The sequence below is a fragment of the Desulfosarcina sp. genome, from assembly GCF_055467485.1.
Genome location: NZ_JBUOIV010000023.1, coordinates 69,524 through 75,637, shown reverse-complemented (window position 1 = coordinate 75,637; position 6,114 = coordinate 69,524). Strand labels below are relative to the sequence as shown.

The window sequence follows — 6,114 nt, the reverse complement described above, 5'->3', positions numbered from 1 at the left end:
ATATCCCAGGCCACATGACCAGCTTCGGCCATGATCTGCTTGTAGTCCGGGGCGGCGATAAAACCTTTTTTTGCTTCCTCGAAATCACGTTTGTCTTCAAACGGTAAGGACTTACGAAGGCCGTTTTGCAGTTCAATGGTGTATTGTGACGGCATTTTCCCCTTGGGGTCAAAGTGTTTTGTTGGGTCAGAGGTAATGACACCTCCTCCCCCTGCGGCGAAAACAGGTCCGACAAGCATAAGAAATACAACGATTAAAAGCATAGTTTGGTGCATAATTTTCATTTTGATTTTCCTGTTCTGAACCATGAATTTGAATTTGTGTTTTGTTTCGATCGGGATTTTTACCAATAATATCTGAAATAGGGTACGAAGTCGTATTTTCAGAAGGTAAAACCCGTTAAAGTTGTCTTTTTAGTTGAGATCAATCCACGCTGGAAGCACCTGCCAAATTTTGGGCTTTCCAGAACATACATGCTGATAGGTAGGTGAAAGTATCTGTGATATTGCGGCTAATAGGTTTATATTTATCACAGCAAAGTTACCAACCTTTCCCCAGACATAGGCATGGTTACCATGCCTTCGTACGATGCCCCACACAGGTTTGAGAGACAATGTAAAAATGCCGTGATTGGGAAATGAAGCACTATTGGTCAAGCTGACCGACTACAAACGTATTGGTGTATCAGTCAGTCCCACCACCAACGATGATTGAGTTGAACCACGCTCATTCATAAGGCAGGTTTATCGGGATCATTGTCGCGATAATTACTATCCGAAAACCTACTTAAATTTGATCGCTACTGCCTGGGCGTTTCCACGTTCGAAACCGGCATGGCCACCCCCTTTTAGCCCCCAGGTGCCTTCGTTAGCAGAACGAACGATTATTGCATCAGCACCCATTCGAGCGGCCTCATTTTGAAGCTTGGTTATCATGCCTTCAGCGCTTCTATCGTGGAAAATGGTTTGGCCGGTCTGAGTGGTGACCAATCCAATTTCTGTGTACTCCCGATCAGTAGGGGGGTTGTAGAATACTTGAACCTTACCGACTGAAGTCGAATTCTCGGTGTTGATAGGTGTGGTGGTAGTCTTCGTACATGCCACCATTAAAAATATAGCGATGATAATACATGCAATAGTGTAACTTCTACTGGAAAGAGTCGCCATGGGATATTCTCCTTCTCCTATGTCAAAATATCAATTTTTTTGCTGTAAGGCACACAAATGGAAAATCAAGGCATTATCTTCTCTTGAGGTGACGATCATGTTTTTCATCGCATATAGCCAGCTATCAAATCCCGAGCTATTCAGTAAGCAATCTCGGCCTTAAGCTCTTTCTTGAGGATCTTACCGGTGGCCGTCATGGGTAGCCTATCGCGGATTTCAAGGATGCGTGGGTATTTGTAGGCCGCTATCTGTTCTTTACTCCAGGCTACGAGTTCTTCACCACCGAACCGCTGGTCTACATTGAGAACAACATAGGCCTTGAACTCTTCCCCACCAGATATATGGGTTTTTGCGATAAATTCAGTGGATGCGGTTCTCCCTGACTGCCGAGAGAGTGATTGAAGGAATATTTCAATGGATGATTGAATTGCATTCTTTGCAAGAAAAGAATCAGATAACCCGAGCACAATAGAAAAATGCCCAATATCGTCAAGCTCGAAATACTTGACATTCCCTGCACACTCATAAACACGGCGTTTGAGCTCTCTCGAGTTTTCTGGGATTACTATACTGTCGTCTGAACCATGAAACAAAAGAAGAGGTATCTTTGCCGAACAGGCAAAAGTAACCGGCATGGCCTTTTCGATTACCTCGACGTTTGCAAATATCGGCTGAGTGCTCCTGTATTTCATGGGGTTGAATCCATATGGTCCTGCCAGACCTATCATCCCACGAATAATGCCGGAAGATTGTCCTGCTTCCTCAAGATAACTCTGGTCTAAGGCAAGAAGTGCTGCGATATGTGCTCCAGCTGAGTGTCCCATTACCACCACTCCATTACGTGCTTGATCTACATTTTCGCGCACCCAAGTAAGAACTTCTGCACCGTCCTCAACAAAGGCGGGAAAGGTTACTTCTGGGTATAAACGGTAATCAGGTATTACCGTTATGTATCCTTTGCTGCTTAGGCTATGTCCTACAAACCCGTACTTCCCTTTTTCACCGCGTTTCCAACTCCCTCCATAGAAGAAGACAACCACAGGCGAACCGGCGACAATTCTATCAGGCATGAATATATCAAGCTGTTGACGTTGCTCTTTTCCATACCGTTGATGGGCGACAGCGACGGAGTCGCTTTCAGTCGAGAGTGTATTCATCAGGTACAATGGAGAGCAGCTTGACAGTAGCAACAATACAAACGCCACTATAATCCAGCAAAACATGCCATTATAAAAAAAATTTTTACGCTGAGTCATAAACAACCTACGCCCCTATTTAAAAAGCGACATACAGATGAATCATCAAGTGCTAGAACGTGGCCTGTTTTTCAAGAATCGATACGTAGTTTACGAAAGGCTTCAAGTAGATCGATTGATCTACCCCAGCCCAAAAAATATCTGCAAAGTAATGATATTGTTTGATTCAATTCTTAAAAAAGCTCCAGAATCTTCCACGCGTGACCTTAAGGTTTGCAAAGGCAAAACGGCCGAACATATTTTTTGTATTTACAAAATTCAGTCAAGGACCCTTAGCCGATTTCTGAGATGCCAAAATAATTACTCCATCTTCATCAATTAAAGATGGGGTATATGCGATCAGCATTCAAGAAAGCTTTTGGGGTTTACACAAATTTTCGGCCTTTGTGGCGCTGCGTCCACAGCCTTCGCAGTAATGGGTCGCCGGTCTAATAAGTGCAATATAGGCCTGCGGATCTGTGACTTGCAGTTCTTCTTCTACATATGCGCATAAGGTTTTTTTATTGTCATCATTCATTATGATATATCTCCATTTTTATTATACAACTTTTTTGTAACGTCTGAATAATCGTGTTTAATTTATTGGATCATGCATCAATCCGGCGGGATACCCAGAAAAACTGTTCCGGTTCTTTTTCACGACCATTTTCGACAACAAATTGTAATTCTGAAGGAAGCGAAGAGTTTCTATTGACCGGTGTTTGGTGGTCTGCTAACGCCAAATTTTTCTTACCCATCTGAATGTATAGCACTCCATGGTACACATAGGGCTGGTCGAGACCGGGGTTCAGTTCAATAAAACGGGTATCGTGTTTTAGCGCTTCGTCATAGTAATCTGTATCTTGCTTTCGCAGCGTGTAAGCCAGATTGTTATGGGCTTCGACAAAGCTTTTGAAGTCCTCGGTTTGATAGACGGGCTACCGGCAGCCAAAGCCAAGGAGACAGACATAAATGTGAATGCGAGTGCAATCATAAATGTTTTAATAGCAACTCCCTTAGTAAGGTTCTTTCCACTCAAGGATAAGTGTGTCTTTCTTGCTTAGATCGTTCTTGACTGGACCAGCATCCAGCGAGTGGTCTGTATGGTAGGGCGTCAAACATAGCACAAGGTGTCTTTTACCCTTTCAGCTTAGATGCAATCTCGGCAACATGCCTGCCTTGAAAACGTGCCGCGCCCAGTTCATTTTCGCTGGGCATCCTCTCCCCTGATCCGCCTGCGATCGTCGACGCGCCATAGGGTTAACCCCCGGTAACCTCATCAATGCGCATTTGCCCTTGAAAGGCGTAGGGCAGTCCTACAATGACAAAACCGTGATGCAGGAGTGATATGTAAAATGAGAGGATTGTGGACTCCTGTCCGCCATGCTGCGTCGCACTGCTGGTGAACACACTGCCGACCTTGCCTACCAGCGCGCCTTGGGCCCAGAGTTGACCGGTGGCATCCAAAAACTGGCGCATCTGGCCGCACATGTTACCAAACGCGTCGGGGTACCGAAAATGACGGCATCTGCTGAGGCCAGCTCGTCGATGGTACAGACTGGCACATGAGCCAATGTCTGTTGGGCATCGACGGCACCCATTTTTTCGAGCACCTCATCGGTAAGGGTTTCCGCTACGCGCCGCATGACCGCTTCTGCACCGGTAACTTCATTTACGCCTTCAGCAATCGCCTCTGCCATTTTGTGAACATGACCATATGCCGAGTAATAAACGATCAGTACTTTCATGAAAAGACGCTCCTATAAAAGGGCAGAGCCCCGTAAGAGGCTCTGCCGTGTACCGCCATTATAGCGGTTTTCAACTTTTTACCTATTATTTCGAAGCTCTGCCCTTAATCATGCCCTTAAATCTTGCAGGTGGCTCCCGATGTCCGGCCGGCTATACACTTGTTGATTAAGTATCCCAGCGGTATCAAGGTAATTGCAGTACTATCAGAGAGCGCCTTTCTTTCAGTCATCCCGCGACATCGATTCCCATGTCACATCCCAGGTTTTCATCTTTCTTTTCACACTCGAAATTGGCTTCGCGAGTATCAACGTGTCCTTCGTTCTTGTCTTCAGTGTAATCCTGCACTTTGTTTACGGCCATGGTATCACCTCATTGGTTGATTGTTTTGTTGTAGGTTGCGCCTACTCTTGCTTAGACAGAAATTACAGCATTTAAGGATTAATACAATGTGAGCCGGTTGGCTGGGTGGTGGTAGGTGAAAGCTACCAATTACTACGACAGGGGCTTGAGTCTGGCTCATGAGGCTCTAATGAGCATCATACACTATCAACATTCCATGTTGCCGGCGGAAAAATTCAACTCATTTCATCTCATCAAATAGAACTGAAGGAGCTGAACGTATGGATGTCTGGGAATCAGTCTGGAGTGCTTGCTTGATGAAAAAATGGTTATCGCTGCCCACAAAGAGCCGGCTCAAAAGTTAGCGGATTGTATCGTGGTGATTGTGAAAATGACAGATTGCTTCTATGTTTGATAGCAATTTAAAAATCAACTATAAATTTAGCTTTCCGCTAAGGCGGGGTAGCATTTTCATATGATCAGTTTCTAATATACTTTTACGACATATCTAAGCCGGCTATCCTCAATAGCATTGATGATCACCGGGCGGTGGACCTTACCTTTGGCATCGATGGTAATTTTTCCCATGAGGCCCTCGAATCCAGTGGTAGATCGGATTTTCCGGTTGATGCAATCTCGATCCCTCGGATTTCTACAGCGGTTCATGGCGTCAAGCAAGATCGAGAATCCCTCGACACCCATGGCGGTGTAGCTGGTCGCCTTGCCCTTGTGGCGCTTTCTCGCCAGCTTACCGAACTCGGTTCCAGCGCTGCGATGGTGAAAAAAATCGGTGGCGAGCAATCCTTCCAGCAGATGCAGGTGTTGCTTGTACTGTAAGAAGACGGTGGCAAGCAGGCCATCGCTGGCCATCTCCCTGGGATTCCACACCATATCGTTCACAGCTTTCATGATTGCGATCACTTCCTTGGCGCCAAGGGGCATATAGAGCAGTTCGGGATCCTTTTCCCTGACCTGCGCCAACGTTTCGGCGAGACCATCCTCGCCTTCCTGTATGTCGATGACGTCGGTAATGATTCCTCCCAGTGCGGTGAATTGGCTTTCGAATTCGGCGGCCAGATTGCTGGAGTAAAAGCTGGTCGGCGTTTTGAATATGGCCACCCGGTCCAGCAGAAGATCGTCTCTGACGAAAAAGGCCGCCACATGTCCCTGGAAGGTGTTGTCGAAACAGATTTGGCTGACATAGTCGTTCTCTTTGGTCACGTCTGGATGGGTGGCCAGAACTGCCACGATCGGGGTCTGGAAGGTGTTCGCCTGCTTGGCCATGGCCAGAACCGGCCCGCTGCCGGAAAAGGTCACTACCGCCGCCACTTGATCGGTCCGGGTAAGCTCCGTCAAGGCCTGAACTGCCATGGCGGGATCGTTCTTGTCGTCCTTTTCGATGAGTTCCACCTTATCTCCGTTGTCCAACAAAGGGCGCATGTCAATGGCTGTTTGGATCCCTCGCAGGCCCTCTTTCCCTTTGGCGAAATCGGAGCCGCTGAAAGGTGCGATGATGCCGATTTTAATCGTTTTGCCGCTTGGTGTGATGGACGGTTCTTGATCGCATCCGAAAAGGAGCAGCAATATGGCCACAATCCAGGTGTTTTGGCGTAAACATCGCATCC

At 46.6% G+C, this 6,114-nt stretch carries 8 protein-coding genes; all 8 read right to left on the bottom strand.

The window, feature by feature from the left end:
- Positions 1–284, bottom strand: a 284-nt coding sequence (locus tag ACZCED_RS12780; RefSeq protein WP_464860935.1) for a hypothetical protein, incomplete at its 3' end; no start/stop codon positions are given.
- 498 nt (positions 285–782) lie between these two features.
- Positions 783–1,166, bottom strand: a complete 384-nt coding sequence (locus ACZCED_RS12775) for a hypothetical protein (protein WP_464860934.1) — start codon at positions 1,164–1,166, stop codon at positions 783–785.
- 140 nt (positions 1,167–1,306) lie between these two features.
- A complete protein-coding gene (locus ACZCED_RS12770) occupies positions 1,307–2,236 on the bottom strand; it encodes an alpha/beta hydrolase (protein ID WP_464860933.1) in 930 nt (309 codons plus the stop codon).
- Between the two features lie 532 nt (positions 2,237–2,768).
- A complete protein-coding gene (locus ACZCED_RS12765) occupies positions 2,769–2,939 on the bottom strand; it encodes a hypothetical protein (RefSeq protein WP_464860932.1) in 171 nt (56 codons plus the stop codon).
- A gap of 70 nt (positions 2,940–3,009) precedes the next feature.
- Positions 3,010–3,159 (bottom strand): hypothetical protein, encoded by a 150-nt coding sequence (locus ACZCED_RS12760; RefSeq protein ID WP_464860931.1) that lies wholly within the window; start codon positions 3,157–3,159, stop codon positions 3,010–3,012.
- Between the two features lie 666 nt (positions 3,160–3,825).
- A complete protein-coding gene (locus tag ACZCED_RS12755; protein ID WP_464860930.1) occupies positions 3,826–4,149 on the bottom strand; it encodes a flavodoxin domain-containing protein in 324 nt (107 codons plus the stop codon).
- 226 nt (positions 4,150–4,375) lie between these two features.
- Positions 4,376–4,510, bottom strand: a complete 135-nt coding sequence (locus ACZCED_RS12750; RefSeq protein WP_464860929.1) for a hypothetical protein — start codon at positions 4,508–4,510, stop codon at positions 4,376–4,378.
- 465 nt (positions 4,511–4,975) lie between these two features.
- The gene (locus ACZCED_RS12745) at positions 4,976–6,112 is read right to left on the bottom strand and encodes an ABC transporter substrate-binding protein (RefSeq protein ID WP_464860928.1); all 1,137 of its coding nucleotides are present in this window, start codon (positions 6,110–6,112) and stop codon (positions 4,976–4,978) included.
- Positions 6,113–6,114 lie beyond the last annotated feature (2 nt).

Excerpts from the sequence above, each read along its gene's own strand:
- ACZCED_RS12770 (WP_464860933.1), bottom strand. The coding sequence starts at position 2,236 with ATGCCTGATAGAATTGTCGCCGGTTCGCCTGTGGTTGTCTTCTTCTAT.
- ACZCED_RS12745 (WP_464860928.1), bottom strand. The coding sequence starts at position 6,112 with ATGCGATGTTTACGCCAAAACACCTGGATTGTGGCCATATTGCTGCTC.
- ACZCED_RS12765 (WP_464860932.1), bottom strand. The coding sequence starts at position 2,939 with ATGAATGATGACAATAAAAAAACCTTATGCGCATATGTAGAAGAAGAA.
- ACZCED_RS12760 (WP_464860931.1), bottom strand. The coding sequence starts at position 3,159 with ATGGGTAAGAAAAATTTGGCGTTAGCAGACCACCAAACACCGGTCAAT.
- ACZCED_RS12775 (WP_464860934.1), bottom strand. The coding sequence starts at position 1,166 with ATGGCGACTCTTTCCAGTAGAAGTTACACTATTGCATGTATTATCATC.
- ACZCED_RS12750 (WP_464860929.1), bottom strand. The coding sequence starts at position 4,510 with ATGGCCGTAAACAAAGTGCAGGATTACACTGAAGACAAGAACGAAGGA.
- ACZCED_RS12755 (WP_464860930.1), bottom strand. The coding sequence starts at position 4,149 with ATGAAAGTACTGATCGTTTATTACTCGGCATATGGTCATGTTCACAAA.